This is a genomic window from Acinetobacter sp. YH12097 (assembly GCF_013419225.1).
In the GTDB taxonomy this organism is placed as follows: domain Bacteria; phylum Pseudomonadota; class Gammaproteobacteria; order Pseudomonadales; family Moraxellaceae; genus Acinetobacter; species Acinetobacter amyesii.
Genome location: NZ_VPAN01000047.1, coordinates 1 through 19,661, shown reverse-complemented (window position 1 = coordinate 19,661; position 19,661 = coordinate 1). Strand labels below are relative to the sequence as shown.

At 40.2% G+C, this 19,661-nt stretch carries 17 protein-coding genes and 1 rRNA gene; 16 read left to right on the top strand and 2 right to left on the bottom strand.

Features of this window, described 5'->3' with window-relative positions:
- The 8 genes from rrf to hisC form a co-directional block, all read left to right on the top strand.
- Positions 1-105 (top strand): 5S ribosomal RNA (rrf, locus tag FTU37_RS14665); the annotation flags it as partial.
- 290 nt (positions 106-395) lie between these two features.
- A complete protein-coding gene (locus FTU37_RS14660) occupies positions 396-1,850 on the top strand; it encodes an RNA polymerase factor sigma-54 (RefSeq protein ID WP_180113850.1) in 1,455 nt (484 codons plus the stop codon).
- 168 nt (positions 1,851-2,018) lie between these two features.
- Complete coding sequence (gene hpf / locus FTU37_RS14655; RefSeq protein WP_078191195.1) at positions 2,019-2,351, top strand: ribosome hibernation-promoting factor, HPF/YfiA family; 333 nt, start codon at positions 2,019-2,021, stop codon at positions 2,349-2,351.
- Between the two features lie 133 nt (positions 2,352-2,484).
- Positions 2,485-2,736: a BolA family iron metabolism protein IbaG gene (gene ibaG, locus FTU37_RS14650; RefSeq protein ID WP_078191194.1), complete on the top strand. Its 252-nt coding sequence runs from the start codon at positions 2,485-2,487 to the stop codon at positions 2,734-2,736.
- Positions 2,737-2,742: 6 nt separating this feature from the next.
- Entirely contained in the window at positions 2,743-3,999 is a 1,257-nt protein-coding gene (gene murA / locus FTU37_RS14645) for a UDP-N-acetylglucosamine 1-carboxyvinyltransferase (RefSeq protein WP_078191193.1), read from the top strand.
- Positions 3,999-4,700, top strand: coding sequence for an ATP phosphoribosyltransferase (gene hisG, locus FTU37_RS14640; protein WP_078191192.1), 702 nt, complete (start codon positions 3,999-4,001; stop codon positions 4,698-4,700). The genes murA and hisG overlap by 1 nt, the downstream gene beginning before the upstream one ends.
- Positions 4,701-4,902: 202 nt before the next feature.
- Complete coding sequence (hisD, locus tag FTU37_RS14635) at positions 4,903-6,204, top strand: histidinol dehydrogenase (RefSeq protein WP_180124568.1); 1,302 nt, start codon at positions 4,903-4,905, stop codon at positions 6,202-6,204.
- A gap of 181 nt (positions 6,205-6,385) precedes the next feature.
- Positions 6,386-7,483 (top strand): histidinol-phosphate transaminase, encoded by a 1,098-nt coding sequence (gene hisC, locus FTU37_RS14630; RefSeq protein ID WP_180124567.1) that lies wholly within the window; start codon positions 6,386-6,388, stop codon positions 7,481-7,483.
- Positions 7,484-7,587: 104 nt separating this feature from the next.
- On the opposite strand, the gene pabB is transcribed toward hisC, so the two are convergent.
- A complete protein-coding gene (gene pabB, locus FTU37_RS14625) occupies positions 7,588-8,928 on the bottom strand; it encodes an aminodeoxychorismate synthase component I (RefSeq protein WP_180124566.1) in 1,341 nt (446 codons plus the stop codon).
- A 256-nt stretch (positions 8,929-9,184) separates the two neighbouring features.
- On the opposite strand from pabB, the gene FTU37_RS14620 reads away from it, so the two are divergent.
- From FTU37_RS14620 to FTU37_RS14595, 6 genes are all read left to right on the top strand, one after another.
- Positions 9,185-10,234 carry a DUF6160 family protein gene (locus tag FTU37_RS14620; protein WP_180124565.1) on the top strand — a complete coding sequence of 350 codons (1,050 nt, stop codon included), beginning with the start codon at positions 9,185-9,187 and terminating at the stop codon, positions 10,232-10,234.
- 197 nt (positions 10,235-10,431) lie between these two features.
- Positions 10,432-11,265 carry a C39 family peptidase gene (locus tag FTU37_RS14615; protein WP_180089160.1) on the top strand — a complete coding sequence of 278 codons (834 nt, stop codon included), beginning with the start codon at positions 10,432-10,434 and terminating at the stop codon, positions 11,263-11,265.
- Positions 11,266-11,325: 60 nt separating this feature from the next.
- Positions 11,326-12,525, top strand: a complete 1,200-nt coding sequence (locus tag FTU37_RS14610; protein ID WP_180124564.1) for a hypothetical protein — start codon at positions 11,326-11,328, stop codon at positions 12,523-12,525.
- A 12-nt stretch (positions 12,526-12,537) separates the two neighbouring features.
- Positions 12,538-14,202 carry an OmpP1/FadL family transporter gene (locus tag FTU37_RS14605; RefSeq protein WP_168378502.1) on the top strand — a complete coding sequence of 555 codons (1,665 nt, stop codon included), beginning with the start codon at positions 12,538-12,540 and terminating at the stop codon, positions 14,200-14,202.
- 14 nt (positions 14,203-14,216) lie between these two features.
- Complete coding sequence (filE, locus tag FTU37_RS14600; RefSeq protein ID WP_180124563.1) at positions 14,217-15,569, top strand: putative pilus assembly protein FilE; 1,353 nt, start codon at positions 14,217-14,219, stop codon at positions 15,567-15,569.
- A gap of 22 nt (positions 15,570-15,591) precedes the next feature.
- Entirely contained in the window at positions 15,592-17,607 is a 2,016-nt protein-coding gene (locus tag FTU37_RS14595; RefSeq protein WP_180124562.1) for a hypothetical protein, read from the top strand.
- Between the two features lie 67 nt (positions 17,608-17,674).
- On the opposite strand, the gene FTU37_RS14590 is transcribed toward FTU37_RS14595, so the two are convergent.
- A complete protein-coding gene (locus FTU37_RS14590) occupies positions 17,675-18,223 on the bottom strand; it encodes an NUDIX hydrolase (RefSeq protein ID WP_180009934.1) in 549 nt (182 codons plus the stop codon).
- Between the two features lie 126 nt (positions 18,224-18,349).
- On the opposite strand from FTU37_RS14590, the gene FTU37_RS14585 reads away from it, so the two are divergent.
- Together FTU37_RS14585 and FTU37_RS14580 are read left to right on the top strand one after the other, a co-directional pair.
- The gene (locus tag FTU37_RS14585; RefSeq protein WP_180124569.1) at positions 18,350-18,958 is read left to right on the top strand and encodes a CoA pyrophosphatase; all 609 of its coding nucleotides are present in this window, start codon (positions 18,350-18,352) and stop codon (positions 18,956-18,958) included.
- 35 nt (positions 18,959-18,993) lie between these two features.
- A complete protein-coding gene (locus FTU37_RS14580; RefSeq protein WP_180064978.1) occupies positions 18,994-19,524 on the top strand; it encodes a gamma carbonic anhydrase family protein in 531 nt (176 codons plus the stop codon).
- The last annotated feature ends 137 nt before the right edge of the window (positions 19,525-19,661 follow it).

The following is a 19,661-nucleotide window of genomic DNA, read 5'->3' as shown; positions in this document are numbered from 1 at the left end:
ATAGCAAGAGTGAACCACCTGATCCCTTCCCGAACTCAGAAGTGAAACCTCTTAGCGCTGATGGTAGTGTGGGGTTACCCATGTGAGAGTAAGTCATCGCCAGCTCATTATTCGAAACACCCCCTGATATCTCAGGGGGTGTTTTTTTATGTCGGGAAAAATAACAAGAACAATGGAAAACAAAAAATACAGTGACAGCCGGAGTAAAATGAATAAGAAATCTAATTATATAGTTAATTTATAAGGCGAATTGTTCCTAATAAAAGAATAAATTAGCTGAATAATGTGTCTAAAAAAGACAAAAAATCGGGCGTTCTCTTCGAAATTATGCTATAAAAAATAAAACGGCATAAAAATTGCTTATAAAGTGCGGTTAATTATAGGGGGAGTTATTAATGAAATTAGCGATGGGGTTAAAGGTTGCCAATTCCTTATCATTAACACCTCAATTACAACAAGCCATTCGTTTATTACAGCTTTCAAGTTTGGAATTGGAACAAGAAATTCAAATCCAACTCGACAGTAATCCTCTATTAGAGAAAGTTGAAGAACAAAATACCGTTGAAAGTTTAAATAGCTTACAAGAACAAGAAAGGGAAAATAAAGACTTAACCAATGAATTAAATGCCGATCATTTGCCTGATGAGTTACCGGTAGATACGGAGTGGGATGATGTTTATACGCATCAACCTACAAGTTTAGGTGCTGCTGAATTTGAAGAGCGCGAAGATAATCGGCAGGGGCATCAAAGTTTACAAGCACATATGCTTGAGCAAGTTAATCTTTTACACTTTTCTGTGATCGATAAACTAATTGCACACTGTATTATCGATGCTTTAGATAACAAAGGTTTTTTAGATTGTGACTTAAATGAAATTACCCAATCTGTTCAGCATCTTTTAGATTCTATGGATTATGAAGAAGAAGTCGAAGATGACGAAGTTTTGGTGGTTTTAAAGCATATTCAGCGTCTAGATCCTTTAGGGGTAGGTTCACGTAATCTCGCTGAATGTTTAATGGTACAAGTTGAAAATCTTCCTGAGCATATCGAATATCGATATGAAGCTATTTTATTATTGAAAAATTATGAATTGCTGATTAGTAATGAATTACCCAAGTTGATTAAGCAAACCGGTTTAAATACGGAACAGCTTAAACTAGCCATTTCTTTGTTAAAAACATTAAAAGCACATCCAGGGCAAGAGTTTGAAGATAAAGATTCAGACTATCAAATTCCAGATGTAGTGGTGCTAAAAAAGAATGAACATTGGTTGGTACAGTTAAATCCTGATGTAATGCCAAAGCTACGAGTGAATTCTTTCTATGCCAATATGATCAAGCGTGCAGATCAAAGTGACGATAATCAATATTTACGTAATCAAATGCTTGAAGCTAAGAATTTCATTAAAAGCATTGATGAACGACATAAAACTTTATTAAAAGTGGCAACCTGTATTGTGGAGCATCAACGAGCGTTCTTTGAACAAGGGCCTGAGGCAATGAAGCCTTTGGTCCTGCGAGATATTGCGGAAGAAGTTGAACTCCATGAATCCACAGTTTCCCGTGTAACCACAAATAAATATATGCTCACACCACGTGGATTATTTGAGTTGAAATATTTCTTCTCAAGTCATGTTGGAACATCGTCTGGTGGGGAAGCGTCTTCGACGGCAATTCGTGCAAAAATTAAAAAGTTGATTGCAGAAGAAAATACACGTAAGCCTTTGTCTGATAATGCAATTGCAGTTTTGCTTAATGCAGAAGGTATTGATGTTGCTCGTCGTACAGTTGCGAAGTATCGTGAATCGTTACATATTCCATCATCTTCAGAGCGAAAAGTGTTGATCTAAATTTGAAAATCTGACTATTCTAGAGGTTCATTATGACGAAATAATGAATCTCTTTTTTTATAAGGAATGGCCGAAATGATCTGATTGTGTAAATGTATGCTTCGCATATTGAGTTGGATGATTCGGCTTGAACTTTTCCAGTCCTGAAAGAAGGTGAGGGATAGAATTATGCAGATTACAATTCGTGGCCATCATTTAACAATTACGCCAGCAATAGAAGAAAATATTCGTCTTAAATTTGCGGAAATGACCAAACATTTAGATCAGGTCAATAGTATGCAAGTCAAACTGACTAAAGATCATCAGGTTGATAAACGTTCAAAAAAAGGTAGTGATAATCATATTGCGGAAGCGATTATACGATTACCTGGGACAGAACTTTTTGCACAAGCGTGCGCTGATGATATGTATACCTCGATCAAAAAATTGTCTGAAAAATTAAAAAAACAATTACATAAACATCGAAAAATGCAGCTCATTTATATGCCTTTAACGGTTTAGATTGTAAATTGTACAAAAAGAGGTTTTTTATAACCTCTTTTTTTATATATAATGTATGTGACTAATGAATTATTTTTTAGATTTATAGTAAAATGACGGGTTTTACACCGTTAGTCCTATATGGGGTCTTGTGATGAATAGTGAACAGCTCACTGAAATTTTAAAAGCTGCTTTTCCAGAAGCTGAGGTTGCAGTTAGTGGGCAAGGCGGCAAATTTGATCTACGCATTGTCGATGATCAATTTGAAGGCAAACGTCCTGTTGCTCGTCAACAATCTGTTTATGCACCTTTGAACTCCTACATTGCCAGCGGTGAAGTACATGCAGTAACAATTCGTGCAATGACCAAAGAAGAATGGCGCAAAGCAAGCTTATTCGGAGCTTAATAATTAATGGATAAATTTCTGATTCAGGGCGGTACTAAGCTCGAAGGTGAAGTTCGTATTTCTGGTGCGAAAAATGCTGCATTGCCATTACTCGCTGCAACTATCCTTGCGGATACACCTATTACATTAACTAATGTGCCAAATCTAAAAGATGTGAACACCTTAGTGAAATTGATCGCAGGTTTAGGTGTTCAAATCAGTTATGAAGGTGATACGGTTAAGGCTGATACTTCTAGCTTAGATAATCAATTTGCACCATATGAACTCGTGAAAACCATGCGTGCATCTATTTTGGTGCTTGGCCCGTTATTGGCGCGCTATGGTAGTGCAAAAGTGTCTTTGCCGGGTGGATGTGCAATTGGTTCACGCCCTGTAGATCAACATTTAAAAGCTTTAGAAGCACTTGGTGCTGAGATCGAAGTTGAAGCAGGTTATGTACATGCCAAAGTGGATGGTCGTCTAAAAGGTGGCGAAGTTGTCTTTGATATGGTCACAGTTGGTGGTACTGAAAATATTCTAACTGCTGCGGTTCTTGCAGACGGTGTAACGACCATTCGTAACGCGGCTCGTGAACCTGAAATTACCGATCTTGCTAATATGTTGATCAAGATGGGTGCAAAAATCGAAGGTTTGGACACAGATACTTTGGTTGTTACAGGTGTTGAAAGCCTACATGGCTGTGAATATGCCGTTGTTGCAGATCGTATCGAGACAGGTTCTTATCTCGCTGCAGCAGCGATCACTGGCGGTAAAATCAAAACCACACATACTGATCCAAACTTGTTGGAGTCTGTGCTAGATAAATTTGAAGAAATGGGCGCGGAAGTTACGCGCGGTGAAGATTGGATTGAACTGGATATGATGGGTAAACGCCCGAAAGCAGTAAGTTTCCAGACTTTACCACATCCAGAATTTCCAACCGATATGCAAGCACAGCTTATGGCGGTGAATGCAATTGGTCGTGGTTTTGCTACAATTTCTGAAACGATTTTTGAAAACCGTTTCATGCATGTACCTGAATTAGCACGTATGGGTGCCAATATTCAGGTTGAAGGTAATGATGCTGTTGTTACAGGTGTAGAGAAATTATCTGCTGCACCGGTGATGGCAACTGATTTACGAGCTTCTTTCTCATTGGTTTTAGCAGCACTTGCCGCTGATGGGGAAACGTTGATTGACCGTATCTATCATATTGACCGTGGTTATGAAGATGTTGAAGCGAAGTTACAAGGTTTAGGTGCCCAAATTAAGCGAGTAAGTTAATGAGCGATATGAGAAACGATGATCCCAATTTTGACGTAATGGGCAATTTTGATCATGGTTTAACTTTAGCATTAAGTAAGGGACGTATCTTAAAAGAAACTTTGCCATTGTTGGAGACAGCTGGCATTAACTTATTGGAAGATCCGGATAAATCTCGTAAGTTAATTTTTCCAACGACCCATAAGCACGTACGTATTTTAATTTTACGTGCTTCTGATGTACCAACTTATGTTGAAAATGGTGCTGCAGATATTGGGGTGGCAGGTAAAGATGTGCTGATGGAACATGGTGCACAAAATGTGTATGAACCATTGGACTTAAAAATTGCCAACTGTAAGTTAATGACGGCTGGTAAAGTCGGCATGGTTCGTCCAAACGGTCGTTTAAAGATTGCAACCAAGTATGTCAATTTGACCCGTCAATATTATGCAAGCTTGGGCGAACAAGTTGATGTGATCAAACTGTATGGTTCTATGGAACTTGCACCTTTGGTTGGTTTAGGTGATTACATCGTCGATGTTGTGGATACAGGGAACACTTTACGTGCCAATGGTTTAGAGCCTTTGGAAGAAATCTGTAAAGTGTCTTCACGTTTAATCGTGAACAAAGCAAGCTTTAAACGTAAACAAACTTTGTTGAATCCGATTCTTGCACAGCTAGAAAAAGCCGTGGAAGAACGCGAGCAAGCAAAGAAAGCATAATTTGTTAAGTTGCTAACTATGCTGATCAAACCGCTCAAATTTGGGCGGTTTTTTTATGAAAACTAAAAAATAATGATAAAAACTGTATTTTCACCAATTTTAACGAAAGTTATTTTCAATAAAACTCCACATGAACACATGCGATAGATGTCCACAAGCTGCGCTAAAACAGGTAAACTAATCTTTTCCAATAGATTACCTTGTGGGTAAATTGATGCGACGTTTATCGACTCAAGATCAAAACTTCAAGCAAGCTTTTGCTGACTTGTTGGCTTTTGAAACTGTGAATGATCCAGAACTTTTAAAAACCGTTGACCAAATCATTGCTGATGTTCGTCAGTATGGTGATGCTCATGTTCTTAAATTGACACAGCAGTTCGATCGACATCCAGCGCATCAATTCTCAGAATTAGAGCTGACACAAGAACAGCTGAAAGCAGCATTTGATGGTTTAAGTTCAGAAGTGCGTGAAGCCTTAGAACTTGCTGCGAACCGTGTTCGTGAATTTCACCAAGCACAAAAGCAAGACGGCTGGACCTATGTTGATGCTTTAGGAAATACCCTTGGTCAAAAGGTCACACCGCTGGACCGTGTAGGTATCTATGTACCAGGCGGTTTAGCTTCTTATCCGTCTTCTGTATTGATGAATGCTGTACCTGCGCATGTTGCTGGCGTGCCTGAAATTATTATGGTGGTGCCTGCGCCGAATGGTGATTTGAATCCATTGGTTTTGGCAGCAGCTTACTTAGCCGGCGTACACCGTGTATTTACCATTGGCGGCGCGCAAGCGGTTGCAGCATTGGCTTATGGTACAGAAACTATTCCATCTGTGGACAAAATTACTGGCCCGGGCAACCGTTTTGTTGCTGCAGCAAAACGTGCAGTATTTGGTCAAGTCGGTATTGATATGATTGCAGGGCCATCCGAAATTTTGGTCTATGCCGAAGGTCAAAACAATGCTGAATGGCTGGCAATGGATTTATTGTCACAAGCGGAACATGACACTGTGGCTCAAGCGGTATTTATTACGCCAGATGCAGAACTTTTAGATCAAGTTGAGCAATGGATTGAAAAGCATTTAGAAGCGTTACCAAAAGCGGATATTGCGCGTACTTCAATCGAAAACCGCGGCGCATTGGTTTTAGTCAAAGACCGTGCTGAAGGCGCCGAATTGATTAACCAAGTTGCGCCTGAACATTTGATGCTGTGCTTGGATCAAGCACAGGAAATGGCTGAAGATATCCGCCATGCCGGCGCAATCTTTATGGGGCGTTATACACCAGAAGCGATTGGTGATTATTGTGCAGGTCCAAACCACGTGTTGCCTACTTCTGGCACAGCGCGTTTCTCATCACCGCTCGGTGTTTATGATTTCCAAAAGCGCTCAAGTTTAATCATGTGTTCTGAAGATGGCGTGAAAACTTTAGCGAAAACGGCTGATACATTAGCGCAGCAGGAAAACTTAGATGCGCATGCGCGTTCAGCACGCTATCGTTATCAGTAATTAAATATAGACTAGGTGAAAAACTTAGTTTTCCAAAACTATAAACCTCTCCCTAACCCTCTCCTGAAAGGAGAGGGGAAATCTCATAAAATGAATATTCCTCTCCCTGAACGAGCTTTAAGGATTCCTTTAAAGCGAAGTGCAAGAGAGGTTAGGAGAGGGTGAAAAAGAGCAAAATAAAATGCCAAATATTACCTCTGAACAAATGCGTTTTTGGAGCCCTGATGTACGTGAATTAGAACCGTACACACCGGGTGAGCAGCCTAAAATCCAAAATATTTTAAAACTCAATACCAATGAAAATCCGTATCCGCCATCGCCAAAAGTGGTGGAAGCAGTACAAAAAGTGTTGGCAAATTCTGCTGATGTTTTACGTTTATATCCAGATCCAGATGCGTCTGAGTTAAAGCAAGCGATTGCAAAACAGCAGCAAGTACCTGTTGAGCAGGTCTTTGTCGGCAATGGCTCGGACGAAGTGCTGGCGCACATTTTTAAAGCCTTTTTTGTGCAAGAACTGCCGGTTCTGTATCCTGACATTACCTACAGTTTTTATCCGGTATATAGCCAATTTTTTGGTATAGCTGCCAATACTAAAATTTTGCCCCTGAACGATGACTTTGAAATTGTGGTGGATGACTATAAACAACCTAATGGTGGTATCATTATTACCAATCCGAATGCGCCTACGAGTATTGCTTTAGGTTTGTCTGCAATTGAGGAAGTGTTGCAAGCCAATCCGAATTCAGTGGTTGTGATTGATGAGGCGTATGTCGATTTCGGTGCGGAATCTGCTGTGGCTTTGGTTGCGAAATATGAAAACCTTGTGGTTTGTCAAACGACGTCTAAGTCGCGTTCACTTGCCGGTTTGCGCGTTGGTTTCGCGATTGCGCAGCCGCATTTAATCGCAGCGCTTGAAGCGGTAAAAAACAGCTTTAACTCTTATCCGATGGATCGTTTTGCGATTGCAGCAGCCGTGGCGTCATTTGAGGATCAAGCGTATTTTGAAGTGCAAAATGCCAAGGTGATTGCGAGCCGTGAAAAGCTTGTAGAGCAGCTGTCTGAGCTGGGCTTTAAGGTATTGCCGTCTGCGGCAAACTTTATTTTTGCATCATTGCCTAATAAAAATGCAAGTGAGTTGGCTGCTGATTTGCGCGAACGCGGAATTATCGTGCGTTATTTTAATAAGCCGCGGATTAATCAATTCCTTCGTATCACCATTGGTACAGATGAACAAAATCAGCGCCTTGTAGATACTTTGAAAAACGATATTTTGGCTTAATCTTTGCAATCTCCGCGAAATGTAAATCTAGCCTAATCTTCCTTTTTTAAAAGGAAGTTGGGATAGATAGATCAAAAAAGCGATTCAATAGAATCGCTTTTTTGTTATTCAGGTTTATGCCAGGTATTTAACAAATCCAGCATGGCTTCGACTTTATCAAAGCATTCTTGATATTCAGCATCGCAATCTGACGCGATGGTGATTCCGCCGCCTGCCCACAGCGAAACCTGATCTTGGTATTTTTGAATAGAGCGGATTAAAATATTCCAAGAGCCTGTACCATCGTGATTAAAATAACCCATCGAGCCGCAATAGGCGCCGCGCGGGGAGCCTTCAAGTTCTTCAATGATTTGCATCGCACGAATTTTAGGCGCGCCGGTAATCGAACCGCCCGGCAGTGCCGACATCAGAACCTCAAAAGGATTTACATTTGTTTTCAGCACGGCTTCAACTTCACTGACCATGTGATGCACTTGATTAAAACTTTCAATATCAAAAAGTTTAGGTGTTTTTACAGAACCTGTTTCTGCATAAACACTCAAATCATTACGCAGTAAATCGACAATCATGACATTCTCAGCCATGTCTTTTTCAGATGATTTTAACCGTTGTTTTGACTGCTCATCTAACACTGGATCTTCATAGCGAGGCATCGTGCCTTTGATTGGTTTAGTAATAATCTTGCGTTCAGGCTTAAAATCTATAAAAAGTTCAGGCGAACAACTTAAAATTTCAAAATCATCAATACGTAAGTAGCCTGAATATGGTGCATCAGTCAGTGACCAAAATTCTTGAGCAGTATCTAAGAGTGAACCTTTAGCTTGAGCTGTGAATTCTTGGGTTAAATTAATTTGATAGCAATCGCCCGCTTTAATATATTCCTGAACTTGATCAAAGGCTTTTGTGTAGTCTGACTTGGACCATCTTGCAGTACATTTTTGCGTTAATTTAAATTGATTCTGAGTGATCTCTGTCTGAATGAACTGAACAATGTAGTCGTAAATCTTAGCTGCAGAATGATCAGAACTATAAAAATACCAACCATCATCCTCTAATTTTAAAAAACTAGAAAATTGTCCCAAAAACAAGCGAGGTTGCGCTTTGGCATGCAGGTAAATCTGTTGTTGCGCCGCATAATCATAGCTAATAAACCCAGCCCAGCCCCCAGAAAACCCACTGCCTAATTTTGAACATAAATCTTGGAAAGCGATATCTTGCAAGGGCTGAGTATCACATTCCTCATATTGATCTAAATGAGTACGGACATAAGTTTTAAGTTCATCATTCTTAAATTGCTGATATTGATTTGCCAAAAAGCAAATAACAGGTTGGTTTTGATCTTCTAAAAAAATCACATGTGACAAGGGTGCAAGCGCTTGCAAAATTTTTTGAGCACTAATAGTTTGTTTAAGAATAAATTTTTTAAAAAAAATCGGCTTTTGCATCAACAGAAAAATTAACTTTAAAGAATAAAATGGATTTTATACCATTCCTAATTCATTTGGTTTGCAAATACCGTTTATCGGTAAGAATTAGATTGCGACCAACGACAGTTGAACAAATTTTAGCTTGGATATAATTTAATCGAGCGAGCAAACGACTCAAGGAAAGGTTTAACAGTTGTCACAAAATAATATTACAGCTGAATAAATCGAGTGGTTGAAAATCAAAAAAAAATAAATACTCTTGGGAGAGTACCGTATGAAAAATTTCACTAAATTAGCTCTAGTTTCTTCAATCGCATTTAGTGCGAATGCTATGGCTATGCAAGCAATGGACGATGCTGCACTTAGTTCAACCACTGGTCAAGATGGTATTAACATCGGGATTGGTATTTCAAAAGTTGCAATCGAGAAACTTTACATTCACGATAATGACGGTTTAGCAACTGATGCAAAAAACGTTGTGACAGGTACAAAAGTTACTTTTGATACAACTACAACTCCTCCTACGCCAACAGGTTTTGCTGCAAATGCAGAAGTTTCTTCAACAAATATTGTTGGTGGTACAGGTGTAGCAGGTGCTCTTTTAATTAAGGGGAACGGGATAGCCGGTGATGCTAATGAAAAGCATGGTCTTGTAATTACTGCGAATTCACAAGCTTTGTTAGCAAGTCATAATTTGGCTGATTTACGTATTGACTCAGATGCTGGTAATTCTGCAAAAGGTGGAGCATTTGTTAATATTGCAGCACAAGTTTCAGGCTTAGATATTAAAATTGGTGAAATTGGTGTGACTGCATCAGGTACGGCTGGTACAACAGGTATTCGTCGTGGTGGTGATGATAGCAACTACAATGCAATTCTTTCTGGTTTAACTTTGAAAACAGGTCAGATGGCTGCAAATATTCAACTTGGTGCAGCTCCACAGGGTGCAATGATCAAATTGAATACAACTATGATTGGTGGTTTAGAGATTCAAAATCTAGGTATTCTGGATGCATCAACTAAAAACGCTACACGTGCTGCTGGTGAAATCTTTATTGAAAGCATAAAAGTTGCTGATGCGGGTAAAACAGACTTAACCATTAACCAAGATATTAGTGTTTATGGTGCAGAAGGAACATCAAAAGGATATATTAAAATGGTGAGCAACTCTGGTCCAATTGATAACTATGTGAAAGGTGTTCATTTAGGTAGTCGTACTGCTGGTTCAATTGGTGATATCGAAGTTCAAGGCTTGCAAACATATTATAGCCCTAGTTTAGGTGTTTATAATCCAGGTTCTGTGATTACGATTTCTAGTAACTAATTTAGAGCAAAAATAAGGCGCGTGTTGATCACGCGCTTTTTTTTACAAAAATGTGCGGAATGACCCAATAAAGCATAAAAAAATGCTGTTTTTTTATAAAAAAAAAGGTATCTTGCATAATACATGGATGTAGAGCTTTAGCTCTAAAAAATAATGAAAAAAGGCACATCATTGCCGATAACTAAAAGTTAGAACTTATGTTAGAGATAGCTGTGGGCTCGGCATTGATGTATTACTTTGCCAAAGAGTCCTTCGAATTAAAAGAAAAGCCAGTCGGAACAGTTCACTATACCGAAACATTGGATTCACGAAATGATTCCTTTACTCGGATGCACCGTGAAACTGTAAAAATTAAACCTGCCATTGAGGATCAATTTCGAGGCATTGTTCGGCAAGCCTATGACTATAGCTGTGGTTCAGCAGCTTTAACGACTTTATTAAATGGTTATGTAGGGACACAGCTAACTGAGCAACAGACCATGAATGGTTTGCTGAAATTTGGTGAAACTGAAAAAATTATCGAACGTCGTAGTTTCTCATTATTAGATATGAAACGTTTTGTCGCTGCTGTCGGGCTAGACAGTGGGGGCTACAAAGGTGAGTTTTCAGATTTAGTTAAACAAGGTCAACCTGCGATTGTTCCCATTTCATATGCTGGCTTTAAACATTTTGTGGTTTTTAAAGCCTATAAGGATGGGCGTGTTTATGTCGCAGATCCAGCACTTGGGAATATTAGTTTCGATGAAGTTCGTTTTCAAGAAATATGGGAAAACAATACTTTATTCTTAATCAATGTTGCACCTGAGCAACGTAAAAATTTATTGGCTTTGCAAGATACAGACTTGCGACATGTTGAAGATGCAACCGTGAACCGTTATGCATTGGTTGATATTCAATATCCGCAGTTTTATATGGAAAAAATTGCGGACAAAGCATCTACGATACGACTTGATAAAAATATGAATGAAGAGTCGGAGTCTTATGGTAAATCGAATTACAACTTTCTAAGGCTTTACTATAAGAGTAAATAATTAGATGAATGCGTATAACAAAGCGTCAAGATTAAAAAAATAAAAACGGTGGGAAGGAACATGAATCGTAAATGGATGAACAAAACACTACTAGCCATGAGTATTCAAGTGGTGATGGGGGTTGCATATGCAGCTGAAGAGCCAAGTCTAGGAGAGTATGATCCGGTTGAACAAGAGACAGTCGTAGAAGAGTCTGTATCTCCTGCTGCTGTAACCCAAGCTGATACTGCACAAGAAGCTGCTGCCGAGCCAGAAATTGGACAGTATGAATCTGTTGAAGAGCCAGTACAAGCTGAGGCACCACAAGTCGAAAGTGCTACTGCCACTGAAAAGGCATCGACAGCACTTCAACAGCAAGAGGGTGATGCGAGTCAAGAAGCTAACTTACAGGAAGTATTTAGCTCGAATGAACGTCAGTATTCATTGATTAAAAAAGGTGAAATATCATCTTTTTACGATATCGATTATACCTATTACCGTGATACTCAACTTGATATGGAAATGGCACAAGGCCAACTTTATCAACTCCGTGTACAAGAGAATGCCACACACTCAATGACCAATACATTTACCGTGCAATACGGTGTAATGGATAATTTGACATTCTCTGCATCTTTGCCTTTAGTGGCGAAAACTGATTTATTAAAAGATACTTCAACTGCAGGTTTAGGGGATATTTCTTTAGGCGCACGCTGGGAACCATTCCCACTGAAGCAAGGTCGTTTGCCTCTTATTTTATTTGGTAATTTGTCCACGAAAACTGGTGATAGTCCATACGAAATTAATGCTGTAAATGATCTAGCAACAGGTAAAGGTTACTATTCTGCAGGTATCGGTGCCAGCACACGTAAATATATTGATCCCGTTGTGTTGTTTGCATCCGTCTCGGCAAACTATGGTTTCAAAGAAACTGACTTAAACCAACGTCGTGGTTCGCGAGTCATTGAAGAGTTTGAACCGGGGATTAGTGGCGGTTTTGCATTCGGTTTTGCATACTCGTTTAACTACGATGTTTCCCTTACCATGTCATATCAACAAAGTTTCAATACCGGCGCAGAATTTACGTATAGCAGTGGCGAATCCTATTCACCTGCAGACCAAACCAGTTCAACTCTAGCGATTTCTTTAGGTGTACGTGTATCTCCAGAGACCATTGTGAATGGTACGGTGGGGTTAGGTTTAACTGAAGATGCACCAGATGTGTCATTAGGGTTGTCTTTCCCGTTGGATATTCTAGGTTTTGGAAAAAAACTTCGTTAAGAGGGCTGTCGTATGCGTAAAATTCGACTCAGCCCACTTGTTAGTGCGATCGTTTTAACGGGCTGTTCTAGTGCTGCTTTTGCACAATTGGGTACCAACCTTTCAGTTGATGTACGGTCACTTGCATTAGGTAATGCAGTAACTGCGGATCCTCCAGGAATTAGTGCAGTACATTTTAACCCTGCAGCATTAACTAAGATTGAAGGTTTGCAAACAGATATGCAGGGCATCATTGCAAACTTTGATATTCAACGTGAATTTACCGTTCCTGCGGGTTATAACGTTTTTGGTTATTCAGATGATCCATTAGTCTGTAATGATGGTCCTGAAGTGACGGCTGATATTTGTACGGACTTTAAAGATAAGGTTTCTGGTGATGTTGAATATGCATCCTTATATGTACCTGTCTTAAAAAAGATGGTGGATTTTGGTGCTGGACAACCCATTGCCGCGCCAACGATGGGGATTGCCTACAATCCACCGGGTTCTAAAGCAACATTCGCATCAGCTGTTTATGCACCTTTGATTGCGGGTTTTGGTGCTGAAAATGGTAACCCAGGTAATTTCATGGGGCAACAAGTTGCTCTAGAGCGTATTACTTATCTATCGCCAACAGTAGGCTATCAAGTCAGTGATGAGCTATCGATTGGTGGTGGTGTGGGGATGTCCTATCAAGCCATTGGATTGAAATCTGACCTGCGATTTCCCAATGAATTGATCGGCATGTTAAGGATGATTGATGAAGTCGTCTGTACACCATTTAAGGAAAATTCGGACATTATTACCGACATCTTGCTATTGGGGATGTGTAATACCGAAGAAGGGATGAATCCATTTGGCAAATTTGGTCAGATGGAATTGGCTTTAGAGCAGTCACTGAGCCCAAGTTACAACTTAGGGGTTTTGTGGGAGCCACGCGAAGATTTTAGTTTTGGTATGGTGTACCAAAGTGCAGCGAAAATGCGCATGAAAGGTCGTTATCGCATACAAAATGCGAAAGCACCTCAGGAGATGATTAAGGGATTAATGTCATCACCAACAGGTCAAATTTTAGCTGCAATTTTAGGTTTCCCAAATGCTGTGCCAAACTCGGAGTCGGGTTTGGTTTCGATGGATTTTGAATATCCACAGCATGTACAGGCGGGGATCAAATATAAGGTTATGCCTGATTTACAAATCAATTTTGATGTGGGCTGGACCGATTATCGTGCTTGGGACAAATTCCGTTTTGAATTCGACCGTCAAATTTCAGCGCTGAAAATTGCAAAATTATTATCTGAAAATGTGACCGATAATTCTTTGGCCTTACCTTTGAAATTTACGTCGCCTTGGAACTGGGGCATCGGTATTGAATATTCAGCAACAGATCGTTTGAAATTGCGTGCAGGCTATGAACCACGGAGTACCTCTATTCCTGACGGTAAGCGAAATACCATGGTACCAATTAATGGTGCGCAACTCTTTGGTATGGGGATTGGATATCGTTTTGATGCAGATACGGATCTAGATTTATCAATCGGCTTTTTACGCAGTAAAGATAATATTCCAGCGAATGGTAGTAGTCTGGCAAACTTAACCGGTGTGAATAACATACTTTTAAACCCATATGCTGGAATGAATGTAAAAACCGATACGAAAATCACCATCCTAGGATTAAATTACAGAACTCGTTGGTAGGATAAGCAAACAGAATGAAAAGGATTTTATTCATAAACGCGTTACTTGTACTGTCTGTGGTGCAAGTGTCGTATGCCTATGCCGGGGCGTTTCATACCATTATTGGGCCGGATGGGCGCCCAATGGTGGTACAAATACAAGAAAAAGCTGTAAAGAAACCCAAAGAAAGTTCTACAGCTAAAATGATTGATTCACCATCTGTACAGCAACACGTTACTCAACCATCTGTAAGCATTAGTCCGTCTCAAACCAAGACACCGATGACGCGTCAAACGAGTCCAACAGCACAGGCTGCTGAACCGGTGAAGTTTCAGAGTTTAAGTACACGTGAGTCGGAAAAACGGGATGAAATTAAAGCTGTCACAGTAGATAAAATTAAAGACGTCTCAGGGGATAAAGTTCGCAAATCTGAAAAGTCAGCACAAGCGGCAGATACGACAGCAAAAGTGGTACCTTCAACCGCATGGACAGAGAAGTTACAGCAATCAGAGCTAACCCAACCTCGTGAAGCGTATCAGTCCAAAGTTCTAGCTGAAAAAGATAAACCTGTCGTCGAGAAAAACATCCTTGCTGAGAAAGTAGTCAGTACTGATCAATCCGTACGATCTTCAGGTGAAAACTTAGAAAATCATCCTTCAAAACAATCGGCTAAGGCAAAACAAGAGCAAGGCTTTTCGACGATGGCTGGTGAAAAGTATGTCAATAATGAATATCTTGAAGATAAAGAGTTTAACTTAGAAGGCAAAAAGCGCTTTTACACCATGCCCGAAGGCGTTATTGACAGCAAGATGGGGCAAACGCGGATGCAAACGATTGAACGTGAAAAAGGTGTCAGTCGCTCCGTCATTGATAATTTATTTAAACGCAATCAACCCGAAGATACAGGGCCGATCACTTTGGCCACATCGTATTATCGAGTCTCACAAGCTGACACCATTCAAGGTTTAGGTCAGCAATGTTTTTCGAATAAAAAAATGAAGAAAGCCAAAGAGCTCGACTTGGCTCAAGATATTAATTTATGGCCTCGAGCACCATTGTCGGACGAATTTGACTACGAAGTTGTAAAACTAAAATCACCATTACAAAATATTCGTATACATTCATTTGCATCCAAAGTACAAAATCCTACATTTTATTGGCCATTTGCGGTATTTTTAGACAAAAATGGATGTGTCATGGAAGGCGCAGGTGGATTCAAAAATAACCAAGGTGAAGCGGATCATCTTTACCATGAAAAAATAGAAGGCGTGATTCAAGTGCCTAAAGGTAGCCAGTATTTATTCTTAACGCCTTTAGCAACAGCAATAGACGTCGATGGCCGCGTATTAACCAATCAAGGCCAACTTAAATTAACAGCAATCCGTTAAGGACATAAGAAAGAGAATTAGGATGAAAAATAAAATTTTATTACCGTTTGCTTTAACGGCATTGGTTGCAGCGCTCAGTGGCTGTGGCGGTGAAAGTGCAAATGTGAATCCTGAAATTTATGATACCAGTACAACCAATGGTACTTGTAAAAGTAATACCGAAGGCTGTGTTGAGTTCGTTTTAGATTATCCAATTGAAGGTCTGAATTTTAATTGTTCGAGCGACGTTAAAAATACCTACATTACCTTGTTTGATCTAAAAGAAGGTGTTTCGACAGGTGCTTGTAAGATTGGCGATACCGTAACTTTCTTTGTCCAAGGTGAAAAATCACGTCGAATTGATTTGGGTAAAGTAGATTTGAAGCAAATTTCCAATGTAGCCAGTGGTACGACACCTCCACGCTTGACCTTATTGGATTTGGCAGCTGGCATCGCGGGTAAACCTGCTGCAACAATTTCAAATACCGACGCAACGGTTAAAGTGGCCATGCGTTTAGCTAAAATTATTCAAGCCTTGGCTTTGAAAAATAACAGCGCAGTTACAGCTACAGATATCCAAGCGGTTTATATCAACAATGCAGATAAAGTATTGATTGATCAAATCACTCGAAATGTCGCGACAGCAGATTTCAGTATCAGTTCAGATACGGAATTTAATGACTTGTTTACACCTTGGCTAGACTTGTCCGAAGTCAGTAATGAAAATGCATTTACCTTAGTTTCAAAACTCATGAATATCTCAACGGCTGCGGTTTACCAGCCAGAGTTTGCGTTGTTTTCAACTGATGACGTGATTACCAATGCCAGTGGTTCAAATGGACTGGTCGGCTGTGACAAAAATGAATGTTCGCCGACCGATAGTTCAAAAGTCAATTTATTTGGTCATTTCATGTTAATGACTGACCGCCAAGGCATGACTTTTGGTAGTGGTTTACAGTGGAAGGGCAAAGTTGATCAACAGTTAAGTACCATTGGTGGTGTAAATGTCTTGCTCTTGACGCAGGTTCGACCAACACGTTTAACAGCAACGCCACAGGACAATTGGATTGATCCGCTTACCAAGCAAATTGATAAACCTGGCATTCTGGGTTTCCGTTTTGATGCAGAAGAAGCCAACTCTGGCCCGCTGATTATTAAACAAGGGACGCTACTTGCTGACAAAATGGTGGTTGGTACAGGTGGGAGTTTATATAAAACGTTAATGGCTAAAAAAGATGATTATGTTCTGACGGCCGATGATAAGAAAAAATTAGGCCTGTGGGAGCAAAACATTAACCAAGTGCAATTTAAAGGCACGATGGATTTATACAAGCTCTATCCGCTGTCGTATTTAGACAAAAAAGTCTTTAAGTCTGTTGAAAATGTTGCTGCTGGACAAAATTATATCTTCCCCTTGTATGCAGATTTAACCTTTAAATTTACCGATACTTCGATTAAAACAGTGAAATTGGGTGTGGTGATTGACCGTAATGGTGATATTCGCACAAATATAAAATCTGGCGTGCCAGACGATGTATTTACTCGTCAAGATAGCCAAATTGTCGACTTGTCTACACACGCGACGGAAGGCTGTAGCGGAAAAGATGTGCTTGACCCACTGTTAATGAAAGATGACAAAGGTGTACAGCAATATCGTATCGGAACGACAACCCGTACCTTTACGTCTGAAGGAAATATCAATCCCAATACCATTTCGATTCGTATGATTTTAGCTGACCCATATTTCCATACGCTTGATGGCGCGCTGATTGGAATGAACTCAAGTGTGAAAACTTCAGCGGATACATCAATGGTTGTAGGCGGTGCTTTAGTGCAGTTACACAATATGATCAATGCCAATGCAGGCACACGTCCCTCTGGCGTTGCTTTGACAGATTCGGATAATAAAGTGGTGAAGTGGGGGAATAGTTTGGCCAGCTTTAGTTATATTTATAGCTTAAAGAATCCAAATGATACTGCTGCGGCTCAAACGGCGAAGTTAAGCGGTGGTGATATCTCTTTAGAGTTGGCCCCTTGTTACACCATCAAGGCAAAATAATCGTCAAATATGAGTAAAATAAAAAAGCCCATCAGTGATGGGCTTTTTTAATATTGAGAGCAGCAAATTAACCAGTGTGATCGAGTCGCGTACCAAGGGTTTCGAGATGCATTTCAAACTGACCTGTTTTGCGGTCAGCAAAATAATGCCGCAGCGTTCTTTCCACACTTGGAAAGGCTAAATCATCCCAAGGAATTTCTTCTTCACTAAACAATCGTGATTCAATGGTTTCATCACCCGCACCAAATTCACCATTGATTAGTTCAGATTTGAACAAGGCATAAATTTGCCCAATACGGGGAATGTTATACATGCAATATAGTTGCTCAATGTTGACTTCTGCTTCAGCCTCTTCGCGAGTCTCACGCGCTGCACCCTGCTCCATCGTCTCATAGAGTTCCATATAGCCAGCGGGTAATGTCCACAGCCCATAGCGTGGCTCAATCGCACGACGGCAAAGTAAAACTTGATTGTCCCAAACGGCTAAAGCACCACAAATGACTTTAGGATTCACATAATGAATAAACCCACATGCGGTACAAATACGGCGTATCTGATGATCTCCAAGCGGGATCGCTTCTTTTGTTTTTTGTCCGCAGTTTGAGCAAAAGTTCATATTCATCGTCATGGATTGTGTGAACCGTCAGAATAACTTAAAAATAAAACTTTGGCATCATTTCTAACCAGCTTGGCCGAAATTCAGCTATGATGAAAACAAGATAATTATAAGGATGTAATGTGGATGGATGAGGGTTTATTGACTCAGCGATTGCAGCAACGTTTACGTTTTTCTAAGCGTATTCAACCTGCGCATGCTGCTGTATTGATTGCGATTACCCAAGAAGATAGTCCACGTATTTTATTGACCCGCCGCTCACTCTATATGAATAATCATGCCGGTGAAGTGTCCTTTCCCGGTGGCAAACGTGATGCCCAAGACACCAGTAATATCGTGGTGGCGTTAAGAGAAGCCCAAGAAGAAACCGCTCTAAATCCATTTGATGTGCAGCTTTTGGGTGATTTACCGATGCAAAAAGCACGGAATGGGATGTTGGTTAAACCGATCGTGGGGTTGATCCCGCCTGACGTAAATTTGATACCTCAACCCACTGAAATTGACCGTATTTTTTTTGCATCATTAAGACAGCTTTTAGAAACGCCACCAACGCCGTATGAAGTTCGTTTTGCCCAGCAATCGCTTTATTTTCCCAGTTTAAGAGTCGAAAACGAAATCGTATGGGGCTTGACTGCACGGATGTTGATTTCCTTATTTCAATATGGTTTGAATTATCAAAAAGAATGGCCTTTTTTATTAAATTCTCCTTCATTTCATTTGGGCCGTGAGCCTTAAACCTTTTTTAGAAAGTCAAAATAGGATGTTTGATCATGTTGTACAAGTTTCAAGGATATAGCCCGAAAGCTACGCATCAACCTTGGGATGGTTGGGTTGCAGAAAATGCAACGGTCATTGGCCAAGTTGAATTAGGCCGAGAAGTGAGTGTCTGGTTCGGAGCCGTCATTCGAGGGGACAACAGTCGTATCAAACTGGGTGATTTTACCAATGTACAAGAAAATGCGGTGCTGCATACCGATGCCGGTATTGAAATGATCATTGGTGATTATGTCACGATTGGGCATCAAGCCATGCTACACGGATGTACCGTAGGTGATAATAGTCTGATTGGAATCAATGCCGTGGTCCTAAATCATGCCGTGATTGGTAAAAATTGCATCATTGGTGCGAATGCTTTAATTCCAGAAGGGAAGGTGATTCCGGATAATTCTGTTGTGATGGGTTCACCGGGTAAAGTCGTCAAGACTTTAGATGAGCAAGCCGAAGTACGTCTAAAAATGAGTGCCTTGCACTATGCCGCTCATTTTAAACATTTTACTCAACTCGAAGTCGCTGAACTTTAGAGCGCTATACATGTCTTGTCCTGAAATAGATTGACAGTATTCCACTTCAAACCGAGTTAAGCAATTAGCTCGGTTTTAGTTTGCTCATACGTCTGATTCGGGGTGTTCATATTTAAACTTAAATGTGGTCTATAGCA